31 protein-coding genes and 1 pseudogene are annotated in these 23,883 nt (G+C 59.9%); 23 read left to right on the forward strand and 9 right to left on the reverse strand.

The features are described 5' to 3' along the window. The 4 genes and pseudogenes from ATE70_RS25165 to ATE70_RS10285 all read left to right on the forward strand — a co-directional run. Positions 1-222 (forward strand): annotated as a pseudogene (locus ATE70_RS25165) (hypothetical protein); the annotation flags it as partial. An 8-nt stretch (positions 223-230) separates the two neighbouring features. Beyond that, positions 231-779, forward strand: coding sequence for a hypothetical protein (locus ATE70_RS10275; RefSeq protein ID WP_058537856.1), 549 nt, complete (start codon positions 231-233; stop codon positions 777-779). Next, positions 776-1,033 carry a DUF5983 family protein gene (locus ATE70_RS10280; RefSeq protein WP_058537857.1) on the forward strand — a complete coding sequence of 86 codons (258 nt, stop codon included), beginning with the start codon at positions 776-778 and terminating at the stop codon, positions 1,031-1,033. Before ATE70_RS10275 ends, ATE70_RS10280 begins: the two co-directional genes overlap by 4 nt. 5 nt (positions 1,034-1,038) lie before the next feature. Then, positions 1,039-1,401, forward strand: a complete 363-nt coding sequence (locus ATE70_RS10285; RefSeq protein WP_058538198.1) for a DUF3768 domain-containing protein — start codon at positions 1,039-1,041, stop codon at positions 1,399-1,401. A gap of 115 nt (positions 1,402-1,516) precedes the next feature. Here the strand turns inward: ATE70_RS10285 and ATE70_RS24805 are convergent, their stop codons facing one another. Further along, a complete protein-coding gene (locus ATE70_RS24805) occupies positions 1,517-1,711 on the reverse strand; it encodes a hypothetical protein (protein ID WP_156419778.1) in 195 nt (64 codons plus the stop codon). Here ATE70_RS24805 and ATE70_RS24810 point away from each other — a divergent pair. Together ATE70_RS24810 and ATE70_RS10300 are read left to right on the forward strand one after the other, a co-directional pair. Next, on the forward strand, positions 1,710-2,336 hold the full coding sequence (locus tag ATE70_RS24810) for a hypothetical protein (RefSeq protein ID WP_156420177.1): 627 nt from the start codon (positions 1,710-1,712) through the stop codon (positions 2,334-2,336). The genes ATE70_RS24805 and ATE70_RS24810 overlap by 2 nt on opposite strands. Beyond that, a complete protein-coding gene (locus tag ATE70_RS10300; protein ID WP_156419780.1) occupies positions 2,320-3,279 on the forward strand; it encodes an RNA polymerase sigma factor in 960 nt (319 codons plus the stop codon). The genes ATE70_RS24810 and ATE70_RS10300 overlap by 17 nt, the downstream gene beginning before the upstream one ends. A 200-nt stretch (positions 3,280-3,479) precedes the next feature. On the opposite strand, the gene ATE70_RS10305 is transcribed toward ATE70_RS10300, so the two are convergent. The 7 genes from ATE70_RS10305 to ATE70_RS10330 form a co-directional block, all read right to left on the reverse strand. Beyond that, positions 3,480-4,709, reverse strand: a complete 1,230-nt coding sequence (locus tag ATE70_RS10305; protein WP_058537861.1) for a DUF1173 domain-containing protein — start codon at positions 4,707-4,709, stop codon at positions 3,480-3,482. Positions 4,710-4,711: 2 nt separating this feature from the next. Continuing rightward, the gene (locus ATE70_RS10310) at positions 4,712-5,212 is read right to left on the reverse strand and encodes a hypothetical protein (protein WP_058537862.1); all 501 of its coding nucleotides are present in this window, start codon (positions 5,210-5,212) and stop codon (positions 4,712-4,714) included. 97 nt (positions 5,213-5,309) lie between these two features. Further along, complete coding sequence (locus ATE70_RS10315) at positions 5,310-5,879, reverse strand: TraY domain-containing protein (RefSeq protein ID WP_058537863.1); 570 nt, start codon at positions 5,877-5,879, stop codon at positions 5,310-5,312. A 123-nt stretch (positions 5,880-6,002) separates the two neighbouring features. Beyond that, the gene (locus ATE70_RS25820) at positions 6,003-6,302 is read right to left on the reverse strand and encodes a sigma factor-like helix-turn-helix DNA-binding protein (RefSeq protein ID WP_058537864.1); all 300 of its coding nucleotides are present in this window, start codon (positions 6,300-6,302) and stop codon (positions 6,003-6,005) included. Continuing rightward, on the reverse strand, positions 6,299-6,808 hold the full coding sequence (locus ATE70_RS10325; RefSeq protein WP_058537865.1) for a hypothetical protein: 510 nt from the start codon (positions 6,806-6,808) through the stop codon (positions 6,299-6,301). The genes ATE70_RS25820 and ATE70_RS10325 overlap by 4 nt, the downstream gene beginning before the upstream one ends. Before the next feature lie 138 nt (positions 6,809-6,946). Further along, positions 6,947-7,219: a sigma-70 region 4 domain-containing protein gene (locus tag ATE70_RS25745; RefSeq protein WP_331458532.1), complete on the reverse strand. Its 273-nt coding sequence runs from the start codon at positions 7,217-7,219 to the stop codon at positions 6,947-6,949. Positions 7,220-7,225: 6 nt separating this feature from the next. Then, on the reverse strand, positions 7,226-7,687 hold the full coding sequence (locus ATE70_RS10330) for a hypothetical protein (RefSeq protein WP_156419781.1): 462 nt from the start codon (positions 7,685-7,687) through the stop codon (positions 7,226-7,228). A gap of 996 nt (positions 7,688-8,683) precedes the next feature. Here ATE70_RS10330 and ATE70_RS10335 point away from each other — a divergent pair. The 9 genes from ATE70_RS10335 (at position 8,684) to ATE70_RS10370 (ending at position 13,671) form a co-directional block, all read left to right on the forward strand. After that, positions 8,684-9,184: a DUF736 domain-containing protein gene (locus ATE70_RS10335; protein ID WP_058537867.1), complete on the forward strand. Its 501-nt coding sequence runs from the start codon at positions 8,684-8,686 to the stop codon at positions 9,182-9,184. A gap of 115 nt (positions 9,185-9,299) precedes the next feature. Further along, positions 9,300-10,268, forward strand: coding sequence for an SLOG family protein (locus tag ATE70_RS10340; protein ID WP_058538199.1), 969 nt, complete (start codon positions 9,300-9,302; stop codon positions 10,266-10,268). A gap of 27 nt (positions 10,269-10,295) precedes the next feature. Continuing rightward, the gene (locus tag ATE70_RS10345) at positions 10,296-10,880 is read left to right on the forward strand and encodes a hypothetical protein (RefSeq protein WP_058537868.1); all 585 of its coding nucleotides are present in this window, start codon (positions 10,296-10,298) and stop codon (positions 10,878-10,880) included. Continuing rightward, complete coding sequence (locus ATE70_RS10350) at positions 10,877-11,269, forward strand: hypothetical protein (RefSeq protein ID WP_058537869.1); 393 nt, start codon at positions 10,877-10,879, stop codon at positions 11,267-11,269. The genes ATE70_RS10345 and ATE70_RS10350 overlap by 4 nt, the downstream gene beginning before the upstream one ends. A 108-nt stretch (positions 11,270-11,377) precedes the next feature. Next, complete coding sequence (locus ATE70_RS10355; RefSeq protein WP_058537870.1) at positions 11,378-11,638, forward strand: hypothetical protein; 261 nt, start codon at positions 11,378-11,380, stop codon at positions 11,636-11,638. A 144-nt stretch (positions 11,639-11,782) separates the two neighbouring features. After that, entirely contained in the window at positions 11,783-12,082 is a 300-nt protein-coding gene (locus ATE70_RS10360) for a type II toxin-antitoxin system RelB/DinJ family antitoxin (protein WP_058537871.1), read from the forward strand. Next, positions 12,069-12,353, forward strand: a complete 285-nt coding sequence (locus ATE70_RS24230) for a type II toxin-antitoxin system RelE/ParE family toxin (RefSeq protein ID WP_058540060.1) — start codon at positions 12,069-12,071, stop codon at positions 12,351-12,353. Before ATE70_RS10360 ends, ATE70_RS24230 begins: the two co-directional genes overlap by 14 nt. A gap of 675 nt (positions 12,354-13,028) precedes the next feature. Next, positions 13,029-13,388 (forward strand): single-stranded DNA-binding protein, encoded by a 360-nt coding sequence (locus tag ATE70_RS10365; protein ID WP_058537872.1) that lies wholly within the window; start codon positions 13,029-13,031, stop codon positions 13,386-13,388. A 52-nt stretch (positions 13,389-13,440) separates the two neighbouring features. Then, positions 13,441-13,671: a hypothetical protein gene (locus tag ATE70_RS10370; protein WP_058537873.1), complete on the forward strand. Its 231-nt coding sequence runs from the start codon at positions 13,441-13,443 to the stop codon at positions 13,669-13,671. 129 nt (positions 13,672-13,800) lie between these two features. Here ATE70_RS10370 and ATE70_RS10375 read toward each other — a convergent pair whose 3' ends face one another. Then, positions 13,801-14,055 carry a hypothetical protein gene (locus ATE70_RS10375; protein WP_058537874.1) on the reverse strand — a complete coding sequence of 85 codons (255 nt, stop codon included), beginning with the start codon at positions 14,053-14,055 and terminating at the stop codon, positions 13,801-13,803. Between the two features lie 796 nt (positions 14,056-14,851). On the opposite strand from ATE70_RS10375, the gene ATE70_RS24815 reads away from it, so the two are divergent. The 8 genes from ATE70_RS24815 (at position 14,852) to ATE70_RS10420 (ending at position 23,847) form a co-directional block, all read left to right on the forward strand. Beyond that, a complete protein-coding gene (locus ATE70_RS24815) occupies positions 14,852-15,136 on the forward strand; it encodes a ribbon-helix-helix domain-containing protein (RefSeq protein WP_197411436.1) in 285 nt (94 codons plus the stop codon). After that, the gene (locus tag ATE70_RS10385) at positions 15,126-17,528 is read left to right on the forward strand and encodes a type IV secretion system DNA-binding domain-containing protein (RefSeq protein ID WP_058537876.1); all 2,403 of its coding nucleotides are present in this window, start codon (positions 15,126-15,128) and stop codon (positions 17,526-17,528) included. The genes ATE70_RS24815 and ATE70_RS10385 overlap by 11 nt, the downstream gene beginning before the upstream one ends. 253 nt (positions 17,529-17,781) lie before the next feature. Continuing rightward, a complete protein-coding gene (locus ATE70_RS10395; protein WP_058537878.1) occupies positions 17,782-18,468 on the forward strand; it encodes a hypothetical protein in 687 nt (228 codons plus the stop codon). Continuing rightward, positions 18,465-21,713 carry a MobF family relaxase gene (gene mobF, locus ATE70_RS10400; protein WP_058537879.1) on the forward strand — a complete coding sequence of 1,083 codons (3,249 nt, stop codon included), beginning with the start codon at positions 18,465-18,467 and terminating at the stop codon, positions 21,711-21,713. Before ATE70_RS10395 ends, mobF begins: the two co-directional genes overlap by 4 nt. A gap of 56 nt (positions 21,714-21,769) precedes the next feature. Further along, the gene (locus tag ATE70_RS10405; protein WP_058537880.1) at positions 21,770-22,102 is read left to right on the forward strand and encodes a hypothetical protein; all 333 of its coding nucleotides are present in this window, start codon (positions 21,770-21,772) and stop codon (positions 22,100-22,102) included. Continuing rightward, positions 22,099-22,560 carry a thermonuclease family protein gene (locus tag ATE70_RS10410; RefSeq protein ID WP_231732823.1) on the forward strand — a complete coding sequence of 154 codons (462 nt, stop codon included), beginning with the start codon at positions 22,099-22,101 and terminating at the stop codon, positions 22,558-22,560. The genes ATE70_RS10405 and ATE70_RS10410 overlap by 4 nt, the downstream gene beginning before the upstream one ends. Before the next feature lie 329 nt (positions 22,561-22,889). Further along, on the forward strand, positions 22,890-23,465 hold the full coding sequence (locus tag ATE70_RS10415; RefSeq protein ID WP_058537881.1) for a hypothetical protein: 576 nt from the start codon (positions 22,890-22,892) through the stop codon (positions 23,463-23,465). A gap of 160 nt (positions 23,466-23,625) precedes the next feature. Beyond that, entirely contained in the window at positions 23,626-23,847 is a 222-nt protein-coding gene (locus tag ATE70_RS10420) for a hypothetical protein (protein ID WP_058799823.1), read from the forward strand. Positions 23,848-23,883: the final 36 nt, after the last annotated feature.

Here is a 23,883-nt window from a genome sequence, read left to right on the forward strand (position 1 = left end):
GTGGCCACCAGCGACGGTGTATTCCGGGGTGGGGCATGCCCCACCCCGGAATACACCATCGCCTACACCGGAAATTACACCACGAGCGCGGACGCTAACCTCGAAAACGACCCCCGTGCGATATTCAAGGCCGCCGCCGCTGCTCAAGCCGCGACCGACTGGATCCACGCGGCCACCGGATCTCGCGCGCTCGCCGCCGATCCCCTGTCGCTCGCAGCATGAGGCGCGATATGGACAATCACCCGACCCATCGACTGCTCATCCTAGCTTGTTCCGCGACGAAAACGAACATCCCCGGATGGACCGCCGCCATCGATCGCTACGACGGACCGCTTTGGCAAACGCTTCGTACGATAGCGCCCGATCGGCAGCATACGAAGGTCGCCGTCCTTTCGGCGCGATACGGTTTTATCGATTCCCGCTCGCCGATCGAGCATTACGACAGCCGTCTGACCAAAAACCTTGCGGAGCGGATGATCGCGGGCGGGATTACGACGCGCTGGCCGCGGCCGCCATCGCCGCGCAAGCTGGACAATTACGGCAATCATGCCGGCTGCGAAATCGCTCCGCTCACCGATCATGGCGACCGCCCGTTCACGGACGTCGCCCTAGCCGGCGGCCACCTCTATCTCCAGGTGATGCGTGGCTTCATCGGCGACTTTCGCGAGCGCGGATACATTGCTCGCGATGCCCGCGTGACCGAAATCAACGGGCCGATCGGTTTCATGCGGCGCGATTTGCGCGCCTGGTTGCAGCCCGCTCGGGGAGAAATCCGATGATCGAGCCGATGCTGGTGCTCTCCACGGGCAACCTCACCTTCGAGACCTGCAACGTCTGGATGAAGCAGACCGACCACGCCGTCTTCGAAAAGGCCGATTATGGCTGGTTCGTCTATGTCGCCGAACCGGATGATGACGAACTCCCCGCCGACTTGTCAACCTGCATGGCGTTCGCGCGCCGCCGCAGGTGCATGTGGATCATGTTCGACCGCGATGCGCCAGCTTCCGATGAACTCCCCAGCTACGAATGGTAATCAATATGGCGACCAACCTCAATTCCGCGTCGTGCACGACTGCGATCGCTCGGCTCAACGACGATGCGCGCCTCGGGTGCGACCACCGCGCGCGCATATTATTCACTCGCAATTGCCTCGAGACGTTTTGCGCCGAAGCGGGAGCACATCCCGCCTTGATCCAGGCCGAACTGCTGAGGGCCTTTCGAACCTGCGACTTTGCAACCGACAGTCCGGAGCGTGATTTTGCGTCGATTCTTTATCGCGACCGAAAGGTCTGGATGAAGATCGACTATTATGATCTCGATTGTCTGTTTGGCTCGGATGATCCCGCGAACGCGGCGATGACGACGCGGGTCATCACTATCTTGCTTCCGGAAGATTGGTGATGTCGGCCGCGTCCCGATGCCTCATCCGGCATTTCCCTTCCCAAAACCGATTTGGCGTAACGGCCTCCGCCTCGCGGACAGCCCGCAAGGTCCTGCTCCGCTCACGACCGGCGATTTACAATGGTTTCCGCTCGACAATTACGACCATCCCACGGGTGGCCGCTGGCATCAGTATGATCACCGCGAACGGAGCTGGTTCTGCATCGATCCATTCGATCGCACCGCAATCAATATGCGCCCCGACCAGCCGCCGACGATCGAAGACATCCGAAATTTCTAGAAAGGACACCGCCATGGGTTGGCTGTTCATGTCAAAATATCACATGGGAGGCTTTCATTCTCCCAAGGCCTATCTCGATGCCCAGTGCAGCTATGCACCTGGCTCCGAGCGAACGCAGGGCCTTCGCCTATTGAAGTCGGTATGGTCTGGCGGCGAATATTACGCGGCCGTGCAGCCCTATGACGAGACAGGCGCCGTCGAGCCAGTGCTCGCGATCGTCTGCCTTGTTCGCTGGAATCCGAAATCGACCTCCGGCCAGCACTTCGGATTTAAGGACATGGATGAAGGCATGGGGCCGTGCGAAGCGAAATGCCCTGCATCCGTCCTCGACCTTCTCGGTCCGCCGCGCAACGAATACGCCAATGCGACGGGATTTGGACATGACTGCCCCGACATGGCGCGTCTGGCGGCTGTCCTCACGCCCTACTGCAAATGGAACCAGGTTCGTCCGTTCGACGAACCGGAGCCCAATGATGGAGGGTTCACGGTCCTGCAGGTTCGTCCGCTTCTTCACGCGCTGCTGGATCGTGTCCATGACGTGACCGGTCATCCCCGCCCGAAAGGCTGGCCGCGGAAAAGGCCGGGTAGTGCAACGCCAGCGCGATGCCTCACTTCGCCTCCCCCGAATGGAGGTAATTATGCTCCATCTCGATAAAATGCGGCTCGCCGAAATGAATAGGCTGCCAGCCCTGCCTGGCGCCCTGTTCCGGTTGCATAATTTCTTCGATGCTGATGTCGAAACGATGGCCCAAAGGCTGGTGACGGACAAAGAGAGCATCCTTCTTTGTCTCGCCGAAGCACGAACATTGATACACGCCAACACACCCTATGGCGGGACAGATCGCTTCGACGCCGAAGAGGCTGGATTGCCCATCGCGCTATTGGAAAGGCGATTGCGCCGCGAATATCGGCAGCATCTCGAAAGCAACTTTGCGGCAAGCGGTTACGCCGGTGTAATCAAATGGCCCGCCCCAAGCACTGACATCGTGACAGACGAGGAAGCTGCGGCGACTTTCGTGGTTTCTTTCCTTTCCGCATCGTTTCGCTCGGCTGCGTCGAAATCGCGAGAGGCCGACGTCGCCACTGTCGATCTTTGGCGCTTTGTGCCGCCGTGGCGCAGGATTTTGCGTCGGCGCCGGTTGCATATCGCCGATGCCCTTGGTTGTGCGGGATGGATGCGGTTCGATGTGTGGCTTGCGCGACGGGTTGCGCCCGATCGCCACTATCCGCATTTCTATACCCTGCACCAGCGTCGGCGGCGTCCTCTGCCTGATGAGACGAATGCCATACCATCGCCACAGGATGATGCACGCTCTCGTGAAGCGCCATCCGAAGCGCAACGCAGGTTCGATCGCCTGCCCGGCCTGACGCAGGATGCCTACATATTGTTCGAGACCTACGGGCGAAGCGTCGACGAGATTTCCAAGCGGCTTGGCATCGGACGTCGCAACGCGGATCGGCGGATACGCCGCGCCATCTACGCAATAATCGGTTGGCCGTTGCCATCACCGGTGTGGACCCTTAGCTTTGAACTGAAATTGCGATGGAAGCGCTTGAAGAGGCAATGCCGGGACGTTCTGATCGCGTTCGGGGAGTGATTTTCCTTGTCACTTTCGGACTCTTGCGCTGTCATTACGCGCCCACACGCTTCCGCCTATGGCCTCACAGCTCGATTGCGTCGTCTCATTCTCGCATACCTAATTGATCGCCACGGGCTTTGACATGCATCGCGCGCGGCAACACGAATGCCCAACGACGTGTGGGGAACATCGCCCCAAAAGGCCAATAGATGGCGAGTTCACTGCGCCGTCGCTGACCCGGGTGCAATTATAGCGGTCGACCGCGCCCGCGCCGGTTGCAGGCCGCTTCCCGGACGCCACGTCATGTGCTCGACCCCTCGCGTGCGCATCAGTTGTTGGAGCGCCTCGTCATAGCGAGGTTCCGGCAGATTGTGCGCGAGATAGACCGCGGTGGCCTCCGCGCCCGTGTCGGTCAATGTGAGGCTCGCGATCGGTGCCTCGAGGCCGAGGTTGACGCGCATCCCCTTTACGAAATGACGCCGTTGATCGACAGCTTGCGTCACCAGCGACCGCTCCTCGAGCCCTTCATAGGGCATCCACTCACGCGTCACCGGCATGACTGACATCTCGTATATCTGCGCGAGGCCCGAGGTCCCGATCGAGAAGCTCGCAGCGATGATCAGATGGCCGTCCCGGTCATCCGAACGCCATAGCTCCTCTTCCGCCGCGAACCGCTTATGGAATCGTCGCGCCATATCGGCGTCCATCAAGAATGGCCAATCGGGCAGATGGCGGACCAGGATCTTCTCCCCGTAGCGAGCGCCCTCGATCGAGCGAACCTCACCGATCAGCAACATGATGCGATCGGGCGCCGATCTGGCCACGGACAGCTCCGCGGCCCTGCGCCCTTCGATCGCATTCTGGTCGTCGAGCCTGAACGGCTCCGGGATGAAGAGGCGCTGCGCAAGCGCGTCACCGCGGACCTTGCACCCGAGCGCGGCATTCAGCAGTTGGCGCCGCACGATGTACCAATTGCGCTTTCCCGCCATCCGCGGATGCCAGTGGGTGAGCTGCGCCCGATCCCAAAGGAAATGCAGCATTCCCCGCATCGTCAATCGCTGTCCGGTCGCCTTCACATCGGGCTTGTCGTTCGTGAACGATGCCGGCGCCGCGCGCGCGGGTCCCTTCGACAACGGGAACCCGAACTTCAGCGTTGTCACGCCATTGTCGATGTCGTCGACGATCGCGCTGCCAAGAACCTGGCCGAGACCCGTCAGATGATCGGGCGCCTCATAATGATCGCAGTGCGGAGCGTGCCGCGGACCCGTCCCGGGCCAGCGCGACAGCACATGCCCGCCATGCCGGTGCGAAATATAAAGATCGAGCGCGATATCGCGGCGGCAAAGACAGCGGACCGCCTGCTTGAGCGTGTAGGCCCGCGCCACCATCGCCTCGAACCCGTCTTCGCCTGCGGCGATTTCCCGGTCGAGAACATAGTAGCGCTGCATGGTCAGTCCTCCGGGAGCAATTCGGACGGCAGATAGGGCCTCCAATGATCGCCGAGCTCGAACCGATCACTGAAGGTCGCGCGTGGGCCTTCCGGCGCCGCAGTCCAATAAGGATTGTCCGACTTCGCTGGAGCAAGCCCGCGATCGCCAGCCTCTACCCACAGCATAGCGCGAGCCGCCATCAACTTCTCGAGTTCACCGAACGACGTTGCGACCCCCAGCGGATCGCGGCCCGCAACGGTATACCAGAGGCAACGCTGATAATCGTCACCGGCGCGGCCGAGGATAGCCGCAAGCTGCGTCTTGCCCTCGCTCTCGGCGCGAACAATCCGCTCCAACGCATTGGAGAGCTCGATCACTGCGCGCAGCCCGGCGATCGGATCGATGCCGATGCTGGCGCCGGCAAGTGCCCGCACTTCCCAAGCTTGCGCATCATCGTCGCGAACATCATAGAGCGCCGCGTCGATATCGATGCCTTCGAGCCATAAATCCTGCAGCGCCATTAAAATGCTCCTCGCTTCTGAGCCGAACACAATATGAAGATCGGCATCTTATCAACTGGATCGTCCGTGCGAATCCCTAAATCGCAATCGGCCATCGTCATTTCTTCTCTTCAGCCTCGAGCCGTGCCCGCGCGCGTGCATAAATGACGGGAATTTCATCGAACGCATCCCAACCGGCGGAAGCGCAATAATCATAGAAGACCTGCTCAAGCGGTCTCGACAAATCGTGGCAATCATCGGCCGCGAATCCGATTACGCCCGTCACCATCGGTTCTTTTATGTTGCGTCCCTCAATGCACGGATTGGGGCCGTGCGCTCCCGACTTTTCAATCACCTTCCGCCGAAAAATCTCATAGACCGGCTCGATCGCTTTTTCCCAATCCATACTCTCGATTTCGGCCAGACGCGTCTCGAACGTCTTGCGCAACGCATCCAGCTTCGCGACCTGCGCGCCGACGAGCGCGCCATAGGCGTCGAGCACTGCGGCACCATATTCGCTCCAGTCATCATGAAGTGTTTCCCAGCGCTTCTCGTCGTCAGCCATTTTGCTCAGATGAGAAGAAATCGCATCGCGCGCGATCTCGGATTTGCTTCGGCCCGACCTCTTCGCCGCTGCCGAAAGTTCCGCCTCATCCTCGCGTGAAAGCCGAACATTGAAAATCGTCATACGCATCTCCACAGCGATAATGAGCTATGCGTAAGACAAATGTTCCAAAACGACAACAATGTAATACACGGCGCGCTCAAGGCTCCACTGGCACGTCGCGCGCGCAATGCCCACCGTCCGAATTCAGCCTGCAGCCTCCTCAAACTCGTCGCATATCAGGCACATCGAATAGACTGCGTCACCGATGCACAGTTCAACCGTTCTGATATCTACGCCAGCACGCGTCGCAATCTCAGCATAGGATAGCTCGTCGACACAGTGCATGAGGAAGACTGAGCGCGCGAGTGGCCATACGAGTTGAGTGGCGAGTCTCAATTGATCCCCGATCTCCGCGTCGGGGCCCAGATTCCTCGCATATAGGGGGTAGCGCCTCAAGCGCACATGCAGCCAATAGGCTCGTGCGATGCGGTGGCGCCACATCATTGCCGCTTCGCCTTAGCGTCGGCGCTGACCAGATGCGACCGCACCGCTGCCAACAAACGCGACACCGTAAATCTGACCTCATCGGCGTCGATCGTGCCGCGCTCCCGCCAGTCAACGGCCGCCGGCGGTCGCCAACGTCCGTATGGCGACAGCAACGGCATCAGCCGCGCGAAACTCTCGGAGTGAAACTGCAATCCTCCGCCATTTGCCAAGAAAAAGGCTTTGCCCACGTCCTGCCCGACATGGCGACGACAGTCATCATCGGACCAGCCGGTCGCCACGAGGCAAGCCGTCAAGGCCAGCTGGGACACGATGCCTACCTGATATAATAGATCAGCGGGACGCACGAAATCTGCTTTCGGGAAGAACTCGTGCGCGTTTCGCAGACGCCACATTGCCTCCTCGTTAGCTTCGCTATCGCGCCGTCCTCGCGCGGCGACCGGCCAGCGCACGCCGATGATCCCCGAGCTGAGCAACAATCCGCCTATGAGCGTCCGACGTTCCATCCAGCAGTCTCCCTTTTGCCAGCTGCGCACATGCCCGGATGGAAGAACGGCAAAGCCGTCGTGGAGAAACCCCTGTAAAATCGAACTCGAAAAAATGGGGGGTAACATCCGAGGTCGTAACGCCCGAATCCGAGCGGCTCACTCGAACTCCCGGCGAACCATCCTGACCGACAAAAGCGCATCGGCAACACAGCGCTCGACCGTTGCCACGTCGACGTCCACCGTGATCGCGATCACCTCGTAGGACAGCTCGTCGAGGCGGTGCATGAGAAACATGCGCCGGGCCAATGGCCACAATAGATCCATCGCCAGATCGAGTTGATCGAGGATCGGCGGGTCGGAACCGAGCTGGCGAGCATATTTAGCGCTTCGCGCGGACCCAGAGCCAATAGGCTCGCGACAAACGATGATGCCATTTCATCGCGCGTCCTCCTCGATGCGTCCGTCGGCGAGCCGGCGTCGCACCGCTTCAAGCAAGTCATCCAATGTCGCCGACACGCGAAGCGGGTCGATTGCTCCGATTGTCGGCAGATCGGCAGCAAACGGGCCTCGCCATTTTCCATAGGGTGAGAGCAGTTGCGCCAGGTGAACCATGTCGGGCTGACGATGATTCAATCCGGCCTGGTTCGCGATCGCCAGTCCCTTGTCGATGAACAGACCGATCCGCTGCCTGCACCAATCGTCCGATGCGCCGAGTTCGAGCAGATAGGCTCCGATACCGAGCTGCGCCACGATCCCCGCCTGATAGAGTCGGTCGCGGGGATCGCGATAGAGCCCCGCGGCTAAGCCCCGGTAGAATTCCTCCGCGCGCTCGAATCGATCGGCGCCGCGGCCCTGCAGGGCGTGCCCCCAATCGCTCACATTGTCGCCGATCGGCAATATGCCGGTCAGCAAAAGTCCTCCGCCGGCGCACACAAGGCCCCGGCGCGACAAGCTCGTTGTCACGATCATCGTCTTCATCCTGCTGTTGTTCGGCCGCTGCCCGGCGTGGGCCTCGAACGACCGAGGCGGATGAAAACAGATTTTGCGGGGTCGCGCTATAGCATGAAAGGGGGGTGGTGACTTACGTGGACAATACGGCTTCGCCGGCGCCTCGCTATCGCGAAAATAGACCCGTAGGTTGATAGGAAATGGCGAAAATCTGAGGTTCTTTGATGAATGCAGGAGTCTGACAGGAGAGTTTGAGCACGAAACAGCGGGCCACCGACCGGCAAACGCCGATCGGCAACCTGCTCTACTCGCTAGGGCCGCGATTCTTCGATCGCGACCAAGCTCGCCGAGCCCCTGCGGGTCTCGGCCCTGCGGGTTACGATCAGGGGCAGGGCGATATGGTCGGTCGCCGATCGGCGACCGCCGTCAGCATCTTAGGCCGCGCCACGCTGTTCGCGTGTCGCGGCGCCGGTGTGCGCGCATACCTTTCCCTCTCCCTTCTACGCCGCCTTTCAGGCTCCCGGCGTCGCATCCGGCGGCACGCGGGGACGCGCCCTTTGGGCGCTCAAGCAGAAAACCGGCCCTGCGGGCCTACGGTTTCCACCGCTACGCGGCGGAGCCTCCGTTTTTCAGCTTGCCCCGCGCTATCCCCCGTCTGCTTCTTGGGGCCTGCGACGGCGGCTCCGAAGGGGATGGAAAGGTGGGGCAGGGCATCGCTTCCCCCGACCATGATGGATCCGGTCCTGGTCGGACCGGGCTTCTTTGTCGGCCGCGCTCCCGCACGGCATTTTGATGCTCCGGCTCACCAAAGAGGATCGGAATTTCGTCAAGAAAACAATGTGATAGACCAGATTTGATAGGGCCGCTATTAAGTAATGGTCAAGACGGAAACGCCGGTTTGACAACAACCAAGCGGGCATTGCCCTAATATCTGGAGTAAACATCATGGCGAATATTGGTCACATCAACAAAACCAACGAAGGTGGTTTGGTCGGGAAGATCGACACGCTGGCATTCTCGAATGTCATCGGTCTGCGCCGCTTCATCAGTGACAATCCGAACGCTCCCAAGTTCGAGGTCATGGCGCTGACCGCCGCCCGCAGTTGGGTCAAGATCGGGGCGTTGTTCGAACAGACGATCCGGTCGAGCGGCGAGAGCTTCTATCAGGGCCGTCTCGACGATCCGAGCATGAGCAGCCCGATGGATATCGCTCTCTTTGCCAACAACGAAGATGGCTACAACATCTCGTGGACCCGTCGCCGCGCGCGGCAGGAACTTCCGGGCGGCGGCGAACCGGCAGTGCCCCCGACGGACGGCGGCGGGGACAGCGAAGCGCCCGCCGATGGCCTTGGCGAAAGCACTGCCCCCGATGCTCCGAAGGGCGCAGGGAAGGGAAAAGACCCGAGCGCGAAAGAGGGTGAAACCGCCGACAAGGCGACCGCCTGAACAAGTGAGGCCGGGAAGGGGGTCGCAACCCTTCCCGGCCTTCATGGCTGAACATTGGTCAATGTCCGCTTCGATGCTTATCCATTTTCCGAAGCGGCGAACAGGGATTTTCGACATGACTCGCCTCGACAGCTTCGCAGACCTCGCCGAACATTATGCCAGCCTTACCAGCGCCGACGCCTTCGCTGGCGCGTTCGGCAGCGAAATCGCCAGCAGCCAGCTTTCCATCCACGACGAACCATCCGCCGAAGACATGCCCGACGCCGACGACGCGCGGATCGTTGCCGCCCAAGTCACCGGTGAGATTTTCAACCTGTTTTCCGACACCCGCCTTGCCACCATCGCGCCGCGCATCGCTTGGGGCATCGTCAACAGCTTTCACAAGGTCGCGCAGCAGCTTTCCCGTCAGGAGGATGACGCCGCGCGCGAGCTGGGCGAGCTTGCCCGCGTCCTCGATCCGTCCGAAATTCACGCCGTCAAGCTTGAGGAAGCGCAGCGCTTTTGCCAGTCCCTCCACGAAGCTATCGCGGGCATAGAGGCGATGCGCGACCATGCCGCCGAAGTCTATCGCGTCGAATGTGGCCGTCCTTGGTCCGCGACCACCGGGAGCCGGACGAGCAGAACCCTGACCGCGTCCCAGATCGACGCCCGCGATTTTCTTGCGGCCAGAGCTTCCCAGAAGCGCGAAGCCCATGCCCCCAGCGGCCCGGTCATCGTCGTTTCAGGCGGGGCCGATTGGACAGCACATGAAGCCCTTTGGGACCGGCTCGACGCCATCAAATCGCGCATTCCCACCATGACATTGGTTACGACCGCGCAGCACAAGGGCGCCGACGCCATCGCCGCCGCATGGGCCGCCGCGCGCGCGGTGCCGCTGGTCGCCTTCCGGCTCAATCGCCAGCTTGGCAATCGCGCGGCCTTCGAGCGCAATCGCTCGCTAGAGCGGTTGCAGCCGGTCGAAGCCGTCATCTGCGAAGGTAGCGGCATCCAGATCAATCTCGCGCAGGGCCTTCGCGCCGCTGGCGTCCCGCTCACCATCTTCAAACATGAGGATTTTGCGATCCGCGATCAAGCTCACGCCTGATCGCGGATCGCCGCAGGGAACAGCGCCATGAGGTTCACCCCACACCAAGGCATTTATGCCTATGAGCGGACCAACCGGAAATTGAAGGCGGCAGAACGCCGCCTTCGTCTCGATCGCGAAAAGTTTCCGCTCTTCGCCGAAGAGATCGGCGAGAGCCAACCGTCGCCAGAGGAATTGCTGGATGCGCGGGCGCGATCATTCGTCACCCACCAGCAAGACAACCGGGACCGCGCAGCCCGGAACTGGTGGCAGGCGCGGGTGGAACTTCGCGCAATTCCGGAGCCGGATCGCGCCGCCTTCATCCGCTTTTGGAATCGGTGCAAATGCCCGGGCAATGGCAGCTACCTTTTAACCTACATGAATATGTTCCGGGATGGCCGCCTGATCGTTCACGAAGGCGAGGTGCGGCCCCGGAGCGACGTAGAATGGGAAAGCGACCGAAAGGCGAAGATCGCGGCCATGAACGACCTTGAACTCGACGTCATGATTCAGACGCACGTCAGCCCCTTATTCGCCGAATGGGGGCGCGAGGAGCGCAGGCGGCGTGCGACGGTGGAGGAATGCCCCAAACCGGATCGCGCCCGCACCGCAAAGCGGCGCGGGCGGCGATGACCCATGCGCCCGACCTCGACGCCATGTCGCCCGAAGAATTTGCGGCCTACCTCGACCAGCTTGACCGGGCCGAGAAGCCCCAGACGCCCGAACAGATTTGGCGCGCGCTTACCGCGAGGAGCAACGCCGCCGCCAACTGGCTTTATGTCAGCCAGCGCGTTCGCATCATCGACGGACCCGACTCTGTCGATCCGCAATATGGCACTTATCGATTGATCGGCCGCGAGGGTGTCGTCTGGCGGCTCTGCTCGTCCGTGTTCGCGGACCATTGCCGCGTTTTTCTCGATCCGGTCGGGACAGAACGTGCCGAGAAGATCGTCTTTATAGAAGTACGCGACATCGCGTCGCTCGCGGCTTCCGCCAGCTCGCTAACGATGCCGCCTGGATAATCGCGCCGCCGCCGGTCCTGACGGCCCGACGGCGGAAAGTTTGGAAGCATTTGGAAGCATGATGCAATGATCGTGCTAGGATTCGAAACTTGAGCAAGAGGATATTCCATGCCGAAGCCGCAATCTCCCGTTGAAAATCCGCCGAATGATGTGGAGTGCATCGCGCTCGTCAAACCCGGCTCGGCGCTGGCGCGCCATTGGAACTTCGCGAAGCCGACGTTCGGCATCTACGAATACAGCAAGGCTTTCGACAAACATTCGCTCAGGTTCGGAGATGGCAGCTGGCAGGATTTGATGGTCGCGATGTTTCCCGACGTAATTCTGTTGCAAGACGGCGGCACGGAACTGGTTGAACGGTTGTTCGACTAGGCAGCGCCGTGCAGAGGGCCACGCCCTCATGCCGAGGCCCAGCCCGCGATGCGGGCGGGGAAGACCTCTTTAGATGCAGAAACCCTTGAATGTATCTCGATTGAGATACATATAGGGATCAGGTTCAGGTCAGGAGATATCGCAATGGCTGCCCATACTTCGATGTTGCACGTCCGCGTAGATGACAAGCTCAAAGCTGCGGCGGCAGAAAACTTGGCAAATTTTGGTTTGTCGATCTCAGATGCCGTACGCATCTTGTTGACCAGAGTCGCGAAGGAGGGCGGGTTGCCCGCCGGACTGACGTCTGATCCCGAAGCCCACGATACATGGTTTCGATCCAAAGTTATCGAAGCCTTGGCTGACCAGCAGCCCACTGTGAGTCACCAAGAGGTCATGGATGACGCACAAGAACTGATCGATAGGAAGCGCCGTGCGCGCAATTGAGTGGACGCGCCTCGCGCGGGCTGATCTGTTAGCGATCGTCGACTATATCTCGGATGACAATCCTGATGCCGCCCAGCGGGTAAAGGAGAACATAGAGGCGAAGGTAGCTAAGCTGCCGGATTTCCCGCAACTATATCGAAATGGTCGGATTCAAGGAACGCGGGAAATGCTTGTCCGCGCTAATTACATCGTCGTCTATTGCGAGGATCCTTTGACTATTCGTGTGCTTCGCGTTCTGCATGCCGCGCAACAATGGCCGCCGACGGTGTAGACTTCAGAGTAGTGGAATTGCTCGATTTGGAGATGGATTTTTGAAACACGAACCAAAGAAGGTCACCTCCAGAGGTCCCCAACATTCTTACCTAGCTGCTCTCGACCAAATTGCGTTGCTGCCTGAGGAATTGACCGAAACGGCCGCAAGCAGTCTCCGAACCGCCAAGGCGCCAGCCGAAGCAACCCGCCTCAACGAGCTCATGGGCTGAGCCACGGCCCTCCGTTCGGTATTGCCGACCGACAGGCATCGCCCTTGCCTAGTGGCGCGTGGCGGCGTGGGCCAGAAAGGGGACCGGCACCGCATAGCTTGATCTCGAATTTCGGTTCGAGCCGCACCGGCAGCTGATCTGTTCCTTCATCGTCCCGCTGTTGATCGGTCCATCGGGGGAGCTGGCGAAGGGCCGCGCAACCTGCATACCATCGACGTGAAGCGCAAGGCGTCCAATGCGAAAGCCGAATTGCTGCCCATCTCCTTGGGCGGCCTCGTTGCTGTCTGACGCACGTAGGCAGCTCGCCCGCCTCACGCGGGACGGGCCTTCGGCCCTCAAGCAGAAAACCGGCGCTGCGCGCCTACGGTTTCCACTGTGTGGACCCTCCGTTTTTCAGCTTGCCCGCGGCGGACGGCCGCCTCCTCGAAGTGCGTCAGCAACGACACCACCCAAGGAGATACATCATGCAGAATTGTGCAGACTTTCACATCATCGGCCGCGTCGGCAAAGTCGACGCCAAAGATAAGGTCACTTACCTCGATGTCGCAGCCAACTATCCCCGCAAGGACGGCGACAGCTGGAAGGACGACACCCACTGGAACAGCGTTACCTGCTTCGGCAAGATGCACGAACGGGCCGCGAAGATCGGCAAGGGCGACTTGGTCCGCATCACCGGTCGCGTCCGCCAGAACAGCTACGAGAGCAACGGCGAGCGTCACTACACGGTCGATCTGATCGTCGACCGGATGGCCACCATCATAAAGGCCGGTGGTGCACCTGCAGATCGTGACGACGACGTCCAGGACGACAACGTCCCCTTCTGATCATCCCGGGGGCGGTCTCGGCCGCCCCTTCAGTCTCCACAGGAGGACAATCATGGAACTCGCAATCAACGCCCGCATCGCCCATCTCGAAAGCGTGGCGCGGTCGATCAATCGCCAGATCGATCGCACCGAATATTTCGCGGACATGATCGATTGGCACGCCATGACGACCGAGGATTGCCACCTGATCTCAATACACGAAGATCATTTCGCTGAAACTCTGGCGGAAACGAAAATGGAACTCGATTTCAGATACGACCAGCTTTGCAGGGCGGCGCATTGAGCGCCGAACGGAACCGCTGCCCGACGGGCGGCGGTTCCTTTAGTTGCCACCGATGCGATGGCCAGAACGATCCTGCTCGCTAGCCGCCTGACTACGCTGGCGGACAGCGCATCGCCGGCAGTCTCAAAGTCACGCGAGTTTCTCCGCAATCTTCTTCGCGCCATGCTTCTCGATCGCCTTCGCAATGGCCGTCGCTTCGCTCCGATCCATGCGGGCGATCTTCACCTTGGCAAGCGCACCGAGCAGCGCATCACGTCCCGCATCGCGTTCGGCCTCGCGAGCGCGACGTTCCGCTTCCGTAATCTCAGCAAGTTCGGCTTCGAGCGCTGCACGCCTCGCAGCAATCGCGTCAAGGTTGCCCTCGATCTTCTTCGCTCTTGGCATAGTATCGTCCCTTCTGATCCGTCGTAGCTGATGCCATAGCTATCATGACGCGGGTGAAATTCCAGTACGATATGGGAACGGTTGCAATCTTTACCTCAACCCATTCAGCCGCACAGCGATGTACCCGATACAGTTCCAACTTGATCGTCGCTGGCGACAAGATGAATTGCGTTTGGGGCGCGCTACGCCAGCGCTTTGTGGCGATTTATCCCACAGGTGTCACAATCGATCCGCATCCGTAAGCACGGATGATCTTCGTGGGGTTCCATTTTTGGAACCTGATCGGTCTCGTTCCGCCGAACGATAACGATTAGATTGCCGGGACCATTCGGCCCGGCAATCTCGCAATGCCAGTCGATGCATTTCGCATCATGCTGCCGTCCTATTGGATGCCCGGCAGGGTCACAAAGTGCCCCTGCCTTGGCAAGATGACGGGCTAAGCCCGAATTCAATCTCGAATAGAAGAATGAGAAAACCACTTCGGGTATATCTCATTCTGAGATGCACACGGTATGCGGCAAGCCGCAAAGCCGTTGCTCCGCAACATACGGAAAACAAATGCGAATAACAGGGTGCAAAATACACCCCAAAGGGTGTATTTCGAACCCGCCTAAGGGTGCACTTCGCACCCCGAAAAAGGCGCGGATTTCCGCCCAAAACCTGTGGTTACCAGGGTGCCAATTGCACCATTTTCCGCGCTGCAAGGGGCGCACCTTGACGATTCTGCAGCGTGCTGGTAACCAGCATTCGCCTTTCGCAAGAACCCATCACCCATCCCCTACCGAGGGAGGGTGGTTTGGAATTTCATCGTCGTTCCGTAGCGCTTTCACCGGAGACTTGGTCGTCTCTGACGAAGATTGCGCAGGAAGAGGGCATCACAACATCAGAGTTGGTTCGGCGCGTCCTCATCCTCTTTTTGGCGGACCGCGACCGCCCGCAGTTCAATCCGCAGCGCATGGCAATCATCTGCGAGTATATGCAGCTCGTTGCCGATGAGTGGGTGAAGAAGCACGCTCCCGATCGGCGCGACGAGTTTCTTTCGGTGGTCGACCAGCGACTGGAGCGGCACCATGGGGGATAAGCCCACACGCCCCCGTCATCCGCGTGCGTGGTCGAGCCACGGCGAGGCCAACCGAAACAGCGGAAACTTCACCCGCGGATCCCAACTCATCGGTCACCAGTTCTCGATGTGGTGGCGCGGCGCTCGCGTTCCGCTCTTGGTTTGGATCGGATTGTTGCTCGGTTTTGCGTGGCTCAAGCTGACCCTGATCCTCGACGATTATGAGTTCCAGATGCTTGGTACGAAGGCGCTTGCGGCGTTCTGGAATTTCGTCGGGTTCGACGAGATGAAGCGTGCCAACGTGACCCTCCGGGACGGCTCTGTCTATCAAACCTATATGGGGTACGTACCTTTCGTCCCGGATGTGCAGATCGCGTGGGCGAAGCTGATGAACGCCTTTTGGGGCAGCTTCATTTTTGCTTCAATCGGTGCTGGCGTGTTCGCTTGGTGGTTCATTCCATGGGCGCGAGAACGAGGCGTCTCGATCCTTGCTGATCATCACGAACGCGGTGTCGAGATTGTCGAATATGACGTTCTCAAAATGATGCTCGACCGGCACAATATGGACCGCGTTCGGGAACGCGCTAAAGAAGCTTTCCCTGACATGACTCTTGCGCAGGTTGAAGCCCTTCCGCTCGCTGATCTCAAAGCAGCGGGTGTGATATTGCCATATAAGATCGCGACGCTCCCGTTCCCTTATGGGTTCGAGCAGAGCCATGTCATGCTCACCGGGACAACCGGCACGGGTAAGACGACACTCATTCGACAGGTCGTCGCGCAGGCGATCGAGAGGGGCGACCGATGCGTCCTGTTTGACCTTACCGGTCACTATATGGAAGCCTTCTACGATCCCGAGCGCGACTTCGTTTTGAATCTCAACGATGCGCGCTGTGAGTCCTGGTCATTGTTCAATGACTGTCACTCACGCAGCGAATTGGTGACTGCAGCGACGGCCCTCATCCCAGCGGATCACGGTTCCGATGGTGGATTTTGGGAGAAGGCCGCGCGCACCTTGTTTGTCGAGATGTGCGACAATTTGCGGAGGAAGGGTCGCGCCACGAACCAGCATCTTTGCGACGAGCTTTTGAAAGCCAGCCTGAAGAAAATCTACGAGAGCTTGAAGGGCACTGTGGCTGACCCGCTCATATCGCCGGATGCGGCAAAAATGGCTCAGTCGATCCGCGCAGTCTTGAACTCCCATGCGGAGTCCATCAGGTTCTTGCCGCACGCAGGCGAGCCTTTCTCGATCAAGGACTGGATCAAGCGGGACAATGGAGAGGCGTCCATCCTCTTCATAACCGCGCAATATGCGCACCTCGATATGTCGCGATCGCTCCTCACATTGTGGATGAATATCGCGATCAACACGATCATGACGCTCAAGCACACACGGCAGCTTCGTACCTGGTTTATCTTCGACGAGCTCGCCGCGCTTCATCAGCTGCCTGCGCTTGAGAGAGGGTTGCAGACCGCCCGCAGCTTTGGTGGCGCCTTCCTTCTCGGGCTCCACAATTTTGCAGGCTTGCGAAAAACATATGGCGACGATGGCGCACAGAACATCATCAGCCTGACGAACACCAACGTGATTCTTCGCGTAAAGGAGAGAGAGACAGCGGAGGAATGTTCCCGACTGATCGGCTTCCGCAAGGTCCGGACTATGGATGAATCCTACAGCTATGGCGCGCATCAAACTCGTGACGCTTCGACCATCTCACCGACCACCAAGGAAGAGGCGCTGGTGATAGCGGACGACATCACCAGTCTCCCAAATCTCAACGCCTATGTTCGTTTCCCTGAGAAGTTTCCTTCTACACTGGTTTCGTTTCCCTACGTCGGTTTTCCTTCAATTGCCGAGGGCTTCATAGAGGCTGCGCCACCGCCGGATGTCGATCCCAGCGATGAGGACGAGGGCGACGGCGACGGCGACGGCGACGGCGAAGAAGGGGGCGGCCAGGACATCGCGGCCGACCGTCCTGAGCCGGGCGTTGAAGCCGTGACGGAGCGGCAGGAACGTCGCGAGATTACCGACCTGCAAGATGGGCGGGAGGTCCGCGCGCGGGACGTCCTCGACGTCCGTCGGTCGCATCTGGACGGGCGGATCGCTGCGCAGGGAGAAACCGAGAAGCCCGCGCCGATCACGTCGCTGGCCAAGCGTTCGATCGACGACGACCCGCCCACGGGTGCCGCACCGCGCAACGCTTCGACCGGGAGTAGCGGCCAGCAAGATGCGCTCGCCCACAAAGAACAACTGCGCGGACCGAAAGATACTGCGGAAGAAAAGAGCGGTGAATTGGCCCGCCGCGAATCCCGTATGGATTTCGGTGAGAGCGAGCACCGCCGCGCCGGCGGCGCCGAGCTCGGGGCCGATGGCATGGCGCGCGGCAGCGATGATCTCGACATGGACATGGATTGACCCGCCATGAGCTTCAGGCGCCTTCCGTTCAGTCCACAATGCCCGGCCATGGTTGCCTGGAGGACGAGAAAGGCAGCTGGTGCCGCGAAGAGCATTTTGGTCCAGCTCAACAAGTTCCGGTACGCCCCGCACAAGGACAGGCGGCGCAAAATCGCACTGCTGCAGCCTTATCAATGCGACCGGTGCGGGAAGTGGCACATTGGCGATCCCGTCCCCGGGTGGAAGCAATTGTGATGGCTAAGGGCGTGGCGCGATGATCAGCTTCTTCCACATGGAAGTGCTCGAGCAGATCGAAGCGCGGATCCTTGAACATCATTCGGCTGGGCGAACGATCCACTGGCTCGGCGGGGGCGCCGACGCGCTCGGTCTTTCCGCCCTCGATCGCGACGCGGTAATTGCGGCGGTGTTCACACCTACAGTTGAAATCAAACGGCAGGGTGGTCGAGCTGGGGGAACGATTGCAGGAATGTCGTTGCTGTTCTCGCCGCCGTTCGATCTCGCATATGTTCGCGAAAGCAAAAACGCCCGCGTGATACGGGCCGCCCATATTGCCTCCGCGCGAGTTGCACTTCGGCACCTCGAAAGCTGGACATTGGTTCGCGATGTTGCTGGAGGCTCGCTCCGCCCGAGTGGCCTCATTTACGCCCTCTGCGTCGCCGATGATGCCTTCGTCCTCGACATGTTGGTGCTTGGTTGGGGTGTCGGACCGGGAATGCGATGGGGCCTCATTGATGGCTGGACGCTGGCAGCGAAACTGGGCTCAGCTGAAGACATATATGCCAGCGAGCTCGAAGATCGGCTCACCAGCCAAGGCCTCAAGCTCACCTGGACGGGCCCGTCCCACGCCGACTTGAAACCGATGTTGTGGCGTGAGCGTCGCGCACGTTGGGCGCTCGCCCAGTACGGCCGCAAGAATTTCTGGCAGGCTGACGCATCATGACCGTATCGATTGGCAAGGTTCATTCGGCGGGCGGTGCGGCGGCCTATTTCGCGGCCGACAATTATTACACGGCCGAGCAATCCGAGGCCGCCTCGGCATGGGCGGGAGAAGGCGCCCAGGATCTCGGGCTTTCCGGGACGGTGGACACGGCAACCTTCGAGCGGATTTTGAACGGAGAATTGCCTGACGGCAAACAAGTCGGCGACGCCGAGACCCGCGATAGCGGCCGTGATTTCACATTCTCAATGCCGAAGTCGGCTTCGCTCCTCGCTCTCGTTTCCGGCGACAAACGGATCCTCGCCGCGCATATGGCTGCCGTCAAACAGACGATGACCTGGGCAGAGAAGAATTTGGCTGAAGCCCGAGTTCATGTCGACGGCAAGGACGTCGCGGTCCGAACCGGAAATCTCGTCTATGCGCTGTTCCCGCACGATACGAGCCGCGCCACGGATCCGCAGAGCCACATCCACGCCGTGATCGCCAATTTGACCAGATTGCCCGAGCGGTTTCGTAATCCCGATCAGGTCGATCAGAAGACAGGCGAGATCACGAGCGACGACGGGTGGCGCGCATGGCACAACGGCGCGATGTATAGGGCCAGCGCCGTGCTGAGCTCCATGGCGAACGCCATATTGCGCGAAAAGCTCGAGGGCCTGGGCTACAAGACAGAAGTGACCAGCAAGCACGGCGCTTTCGAGGTTCTCGGTCCCAATGGTGAGCGCATAAATAAAGAGGCGCTCGACGGCTTCTCGAAACGCGGGAACGACATCAAGGCTAAGGCTGAAGAACTCGGTGTGCATAGTCCCGAGGGGCGAAGAGCCATCACGCAGCGCACTCGCGATCCGAAGATGGACGCCGGCGATCGCAGCGAGCTCGCCGAGCGGTGGCGTGCTGAAGCGCGCGACTACCAATATAACGGCGACAAGATCTACGCGATGGCGCTCTCCCGATCGCAGGAGCGCAGCTCGCCGATCGAGCGCGGCATATTGGCCGTAAGTTCAGCGATCCGTGACAGCCGCGACAGGCTGATCGACTATTTGCGCCGCCCTGACGATCCGCTCGTCGATTCCGGTCTCGCCAAGCTCACGAGGACGCCGGCTACCGCGCGCACCCAATATGCCACTGCCAGCGCCATTCGTATTCTGAGTGAGCGCGAAGCCGTGTTCAAAACGGCCGACGTAATCAAGACTGCGGTCGACCTGGGCGAGAAAGGTGTCACGCCCGATCGAATCGAGCGGCGGATCGCGGAGCTGGTCGAAAAGGGTGAGATCGTTCCAGAGACATCCCAACGTCTTGATAAAGCTGTCGACATGATAACCACGCGCGAGGCCATCGAGCAGGAACGCCGGATCCTGAAGGCGATGGATACCGGCGCCGGCGAAGCGCGGCCCCTTATGACCGCCGACGTCGCGGCCACGCGCCTGGCCGAACTGGCAGCACCGCGAGAACTCAACCATCAGCAGCTCGCCGCCGCGATCCAGATCGTGTCATCGCCCGATCGTATCGTCCTTGTCCAAGGTCGCGCGGGCGCCGGTAAATCGACGATGCTCCAGCCAATCGCCAAAGCAGAAGCGATCGACGCCACGGCAAGGATGCTCAGCGCTGAAGGCAAAGACGCGCTGTTGCTGACGGCCGACGTCAAAGGTGACGCAAAGGCCCTCGCATTCCAGAACAAGATGGTCGCTGATCTCAAGACCGATACCGGTCTCGAGGCGATGACCACGCACGCCTTTATATTTCGGAACGAGAAGTTCCTGAACGGGGAGGGCTCGGCGGAAGCGTTCGCAGCCCGGAAGGCCGAACTCGCGGGCGTCTATCTCATCCTCGACGAAGGTTCGATGATCTCGAACGAGCAAATGGACAAGCTGACCGCTATCGCGAACCTCATGGAAGTCGGCCGTCTCGCCATCATCGGTGACCGGAAGCAGCTCAATCCTATCGACGCGGGGAAGAGCTTCTCGCTCATGCAAGCCCGCGCGATCCAGGACCAACTTCCCGTCAGCGAAGTCAACATCAACATGCGGCAGAAAACCGAGGAGATGAGGCTTGTCGCTGATCTCGCTGACGCCGGCAATGTTCGCGGTGCAATCGCCATCCTTGGCGATCGCGTCATTGAATCCGACAATCGTATAGGCGACGCCGCGAATGCGTGGCTGGCGCTCTCTGCCGACCAGCGCGAAAAGACGACGCTGCTCCCATCGAGCCGCGACGGCCGAGCGGAGGCAAACCAGATCATTCAGGACGGATTGAAGGCGGAAGGGACGCTGCAGGGCGAGGGAAGGGCATTCAATGTCCGGGAAACGGTCCAGCTCACCCGTGAGGAATATCGATACGCCCGTAATTGGCGTCAGGCTGAATTCCTCGAGGTCGGAAGTCGCGACAATGGCCTTGGACTTACGAAAGGCGATTATCGAATTGCTCGTATCTTCGACAACGGCAAAGTCGATCTTGTCGACATGCGCGGGAAGAAGCATCGCGTCGAGCCCATCAAGATTGACCCCACGGGCAAGCTTAATCGGCTGAAGCTCAGCAATGAGAAGCGGATCGAGGTGCATGAAGGTGAACGGATCCGCTGGACCGATAGTGATAAACGCGATGGCCGCGGGATGATCAATGCTACGATCGCGAGCGTTGAAAAGGTGACGGCAGAAGGCATCACGGTGAAACTGGCGAGTGGCGAGCTCCGCGAGCTGCAGAATGGCGACAAGATGCTGAAGCGTATGGATCTCGCCTACGCGATCAACACCCATATGGCCCAGGGTATCACGAACGAAACCGTTTTCTCCGTCATGGGCGCCCGTGAATCGAACCTTTCCAACGCGCGAGCGTTCCTGGTCAACCATACGCGTCAGCAGAATGATGTTCGTTTGTTTACCGACGACAAAACAAAGCTGGTCGCGCAGCTTGAGAACAACCGGGGCGAGAAGAGTTCCGCGCTTGAGGCCATTGGCGAGCTCGCCGTCGAGAAAATCCTTTCCAAAAAAGGGAAAGACTTTTCTCCGGAACCGCCCGTTGACCTCGACAAGCCGTCCGGCACCGGCGACCTCGATCGAAAGCTCGACCTTAGCGGGCTGGCGGATCTCGATATCCGCGGCTCCGAGCCGAAAACCGAAAGCAAGGCAACGGACCTTTCCAGTCCCGAGCCCTCGCCAGATAAGGACACCGGAAAATCTCCGGCGTCGCCGGCGCCGGCAGCACCTCGCGAGGAACCCCAGCTCGATCGCTCAAAGGGCCTCGAGCTATGATAAGCGCGCATCAAATAGGACGAGGCCGAACCATGCGAGCAATCATATCGAGAGCATTGGCCGCGCCGATCGCGCTCAACCGCAAAATCGCGGCAATGTCATTATCGACTGCACGATTCATAACCCGCACGGGATCCAGCCGTGTTGAATCGGTCTTTTGGGTTGTAGGCGCTTCAACGGCGGCGTTTGGCGCTGCGATCATCGTCGCATCCAAACTAGGCGATGTCGCCGGCATCCTCACCCTACAACGCTGGCAATCGACGGCCGAGATGCTCGATCTCGGCGGGGCTCTGCTCGCCCTTTATCTGGTCGGTCACATTTTCCTTGGCCTTGCGAAAGCGGTCCGGGAAGAAGTTCGTTGGATTCGGCGGGGAGGGGATCGCTCGTGAATGCCCTGATGTTTGGACATGCCGGCGCGATGCTGCTGATCCTGGCTGGCGGCGAGCTGCTGACTTCGCCGGCGGCAGCCCCTGCGCAGTCGCTTGCCGCCGGCGCCTGTCGCGCGATCGACGGTGACACACTCCGCTGCGGTGAGGAACGTGTCCGACTGCTCGGCATCGATGCGGCTGAAAAGAAGGGCCATTGTCGGCAAGGACGAGTTTGCGCGCCCGGAAATCCAGAGGCACACCGCGCCGCCCTTCAAAGGCTGGTGAGCGCCCGGATCACCATCATGCCGGTCAAGCGGGACAGATATGGTCGGATGGTCGCGATCGTCCAATCCGCCGGCGGCATCAATCTCAGCTGCGCGATGCTCGCAGAAGGCGCGAGCTATGTCGCCCGTTGGGACGATCGGAAAATGATTTGGCGCAGTTGCGCGAGCACGGTGCGCCGGGCGAACCACCTTTGATAACGGATAGATCGAGGAGAGTGACATGAGGACGACGACAAAAGCGATAAGCTCGCGCTGATAGCGGCTATGGCAACTGTGGGAGTCGCCTGGATCGTTATGCACTACTCACCCTATCAAACCTGTGTGCGAGCGAAGGCAGCGCGCATTGAAGCGGACGTTGCCGAAGTGCGGGAACGATACAAGGCAGCCGGACCAGTCTCAAATCAGGTCGTGCCCGGATTCGAAGACGTGCCATCAGTTACACCGTCCGCGGAAGAGACGGCAGTCGAAGCGAAGCGAACTGCGGAGATTATGTGTGCTGGCGGGGAGCCGTGAGGGGAAATAGAATGAAGGTCGCATTGGCCATCGTCGCTGCAATGGTTTCGCAGCCACTGTTTGCACAAACCGCTGAACCAAAGTGGCAGGCAAACGAAGTCGATGAAGAACGATACGGAATGCGCTTCCGCACCGGAACAACACCGAGCGGAAGTCCCTATCGCTACGCCAGCGATGGCAGCGGATATGTGCTGAAGCCCGGTGCGGAATTGACCGGGGAGGGCTGGTCGGTGAAATGCGAGATCGATCCGATCACCGATGCCAACAAATGTAGCCTGACCGCTCGCAACCTGTTTCTGTATATGGGCAGCGCAACGACGGTGCAAAGCGTCTGCATTATGGGCCACGACTTTCCGGGGCGACGCGGGGCCATTCGAGTTGACAAAAATGCGCCATTTGCAACGTCGGAAGGCGGCTGCGTTTCATCCCCCATATTGTTGAAGCAAATGATGACTGGGAACAAGGCTGCGGTGCGTTCGGTGAAATGGCCGAACGATTATGATGTTGATGCCACCGTTGAGATTGGACCGCTTCAAGAGGCACTATCGTTAGTGCTCTATCTCAAGCGGAACCTTGGTAACTTCTGATCAGTCGTCTTCCTGACTGGGCGGGCTGACCGATACGGTGCCAGACTTCGCTTTGAAGTTTCGGATAGGCCTGCGGATCAGAATCATCCTTCTGCGCGAACATACAGGAACTTGCCGTTTCGGGGTGTTTCCTGTATGTTCGCTTGTGAAGGATTTTGTCATGGACGATCAGTTTAAGCCTTTTGGATCCGACTGGAGCCGCCGGTACTACGATTCATCGCACCCGCTTTACATCGCGTCGGCTGCGGAAGACGGGCTTGCGCGCATGTCGAATGGCGGTCGCAAGACTGAGCTTGGGCCTTGGGGGCGGCGCGCGCTCTATGCAGCTTTCGCGCTCATTGCGTCATACTTCGCCCTCATCTTGGCGGTGGGCAGCCACTGACGGTTGCCGGTGGATTCACCCACCGGCAACTCAGCA

The organism is Sphingopyxis sp. H053 (genome assembly GCF_001468225.1).
Classification (GTDB): domain Bacteria; phylum Pseudomonadota; class Alphaproteobacteria; order Sphingomonadales; family Sphingomonadaceae; genus Sphingopyxis.

Excerpts from the sequence above, each read along its gene's own strand:
- ATE70_RS10310 (WP_058537862.1), bottom strand. The coding sequence starts at position 5,212 with ATGGCGCTGCAGGATTTATGGCTCGAAGGCATCGATATCGACGCGGCG.
- ATE70_RS10285 (WP_058538198.1), top strand. The coding sequence starts at position 1,039 with ATGGCGACCAACCTCAATTCCGCGTCGTGCACGACTGCGATCGCTCGG.
- ATE70_RS10325 (WP_058537865.1), bottom strand. The coding sequence starts at position 6,808 with ATGGAACGTCGGACGCTCATAGGCGGATTGTTGCTCAGCTCGGGGATC.
- ATE70_RS10415 (WP_058537881.1), top strand. The coding sequence starts at position 22,890 with ATGAAGGTCGCATTGGCCATCGTCGCTGCAATGGTTTCGCAGCCACTG.
- ATE70_RS10375 (WP_058537874.1), bottom strand. The coding sequence starts at position 14,055 with ATGCCAAGAGCGAAGAAGATCGAGGGCAACCTTGACGCGATTGCTGCG.
- ATE70_RS10365 (WP_058537872.1), top strand. The coding sequence starts at position 13,029 with ATGCAGAATTGTGCAGACTTTCACATCATCGGCCGCGTCGGCAAAGTC.
- ATE70_RS10315 (WP_058537863.1), bottom strand. The coding sequence starts at position 5,879 with ATGACGATTTTCAATGTTCGGCTTTCACGCGAGGATGAGGCGGAACTT.
- ATE70_RS10275 (WP_058537856.1), top strand. The coding sequence starts at position 231 with ATGGACAATCACCCGACCCATCGACTGCTCATCCTAGCTTGTTCCGCG.
- ATE70_RS10305 (WP_058537861.1), bottom strand. The coding sequence starts at position 4,709 with ATGCAGCGCTACTATGTTCTCGACCGGGAAATCGCCGCAGGCGAAGAC.
- ATE70_RS10370 (WP_058537873.1), top strand. The coding sequence starts at position 13,441 with ATGGAACTCGCAATCAACGCCCGCATCGCCCATCTCGAAAGCGTGGCG.
- ATE70_RS10360 (WP_058537871.1), top strand. The coding sequence starts at position 11,783 with ATGGCTGCCCATACTTCGATGTTGCACGTCCGCGTAGATGACAAGCTC.
- ATE70_RS10300 (WP_156419780.1), top strand. The coding sequence starts at position 2,320 with ATGCTCCATCTCGATAAAATGCGGCTCGCCGAAATGAATAGGCTGCCA.
- ATE70_RS10420 (WP_058799823.1), top strand. The coding sequence starts at position 23,626 with ATGGACGATCAGTTTAAGCCTTTTGGATCCGACTGGAGCCGCCGGTAC.
- ATE70_RS25820 (WP_058537864.1), bottom strand. The coding sequence starts at position 6,302 with ATGATGTGGCGCCACCGCATCGCACGAGCCTATTGGCTGCATGTGCGC.
- ATE70_RS10345 (WP_058537868.1), top strand. The coding sequence starts at position 10,296 with ATGAGGTTCACCCCACACCAAGGCATTTATGCCTATGAGCGGACCAAC.
- ATE70_RS24805 (WP_156419778.1), bottom strand. The coding sequence starts at position 1,711 with ATGAACAGCCAACCCATGGCGGTGTCCTTTCTAGAAATTTCGGATGTC.
- ATE70_RS10280 (WP_058537857.1), top strand. The coding sequence starts at position 776 with ATGATCGAGCCGATGCTGGTGCTCTCCACGGGCAACCTCACCTTCGAG.
- ATE70_RS10395 (WP_058537878.1), top strand. The coding sequence starts at position 17,782 with ATGATCAGCTTCTTCCACATGGAAGTGCTCGAGCAGATCGAAGCGCGG.
- ATE70_RS10350 (WP_058537869.1), top strand. The coding sequence starts at position 10,877 with ATGACCCATGCGCCCGACCTCGACGCCATGTCGCCCGAAGAATTTGCG.
- mobF (WP_058537879.1), top strand. The coding sequence starts at position 18,465 with ATGACCGTATCGATTGGCAAGGTTCATTCGGCGGGCGGTGCGGCGGCC.
- ATE70_RS24810 (WP_156420177.1), top strand. The coding sequence starts at position 1,710 with ATGTCAAAATATCACATGGGAGGCTTTCATTCTCCCAAGGCCTATCTC.
- ATE70_RS10355 (WP_058537870.1), top strand. The coding sequence starts at position 11,378 with ATGCCGAAGCCGCAATCTCCCGTTGAAAATCCGCCGAATGATGTGGAG.
- ATE70_RS10335 (WP_058537867.1), top strand. The coding sequence starts at position 8,684 with ATGGCGAATATTGGTCACATCAACAAAACCAACGAAGGTGGTTTGGTC.
- ATE70_RS10385 (WP_058537876.1), top strand. The coding sequence starts at position 15,126 with ATGGGGGATAAGCCCACACGCCCCCGTCATCCGCGTGCGTGGTCGAGC.
- ATE70_RS10340 (WP_058538199.1), top strand. The coding sequence starts at position 9,300 with ATGACTCGCCTCGACAGCTTCGCAGACCTCGCCGAACATTATGCCAGC.